We start from the raw sequence: 1,014 nt of genomic DNA, 5'->3' as shown, positions 1-1,014 counted from the left end.
GTGGAACTGCTGTTCTTCAACCGGGAAGGCTTTTACGACAAGCTGCAGGCTGACATGGCGGCCGGATCCAGTGCCTTCGACGTGAACCTCGTCGCCACCTACTCGCTCGGTCGCTACGCGCCCTATATGGAGCCGGTCGATCTTGGCGCGGACGCGGCCAAGATTTTCGGCGAATCCGTTCTCAAGACGATGCAGTTCGACGGCAAGCAATACGGCGTCCCGACAGACCTTTCGTTGCACTTCATGTACTACCGCAAGGATCTCATCGACGCCTTGATCAGGGATGACGCCGCCAGGAAGACCTATGGTGAAATCGCCCGGAAATATCTCGGCAAGCCCCTGCAGCCGAAAGACCCGGATAGCTGGACCTGGGACGACTGGGCGGCCACCGCCCTCTATTTCACCAAGCAGGTGAACCCCGACAGCCCGGTGCGTTATGGCACGGTCCTGCAGATGAAGAACCTGCTGTTCAACATGATGGTCTTCCAGTCCCTGCCGCGTTCCTACGGCGGCGACTGGATGGACAAGGACGGCAATGTCACGGTGGATTCCGATGCCTACAAGACCGGCCTCGAACTCTACAAGAAGCTCTATGATGCCGGTTCTTCGCCCAAGGATTCGCTGAGCTACGAATATGCGGAAACCAACGCGGCCTTCGCATCCGGCCAGGCCGCGACGGCGCTGCAGTGGAATGCCGCGGCGGCGGATCTGACCAGCACCGAAAAATCCCCGGCCGTCGCCGAGGTGACCGGGATCGTCGCGCCACCGGCAGGTCCCGACGGACGCGCCGATCACATCCACGGCCTTGGTTTGGGCCTTAACAAGAACGCCAAGAACAAGGAAGGCGCCGTCAAGTTCCTGAAGTGGCTCGCCACCGAGGATGCGGCCTTGCTCTATGCGCGCAGCGGCGGTTCGCCGGCATTGTCTCCCGATGTCGTCGCCAAGGTTGCGAAGGAACGTCCCGACCTCGTCAAGCTCGGCGAATTCGCCAGCAAGTACGGCTATGTCATGACC

Annotated in this window: 1 protein-coding gene; it reads left to right on the top strand. The window is 60.8% G+C overall.

Annotated features, from left to right (window positions below):
* Positions 1-1,014, top strand: a 1,014-nt coding sequence (locus EN750_RS36085; protein ID WP_127399402.1) for an extracellular solute-binding protein, incomplete at both ends; no start/stop codon positions are given.

Origin of the sequence: Mesorhizobium sp. M7A.F.Ca.ET.027.03.2.1 (genome assembly GCF_003999175.1) — a bacterium.
In the GTDB taxonomy this organism is placed as follows: Bacteria; Pseudomonadota; Alphaproteobacteria; order Rhizobiales; family Rhizobiaceae; genus Mesorhizobium.
Note: the sequence above shows the minus strand (reverse complement) of the source record. Positions and strands in the feature narration are given on the sequence as shown.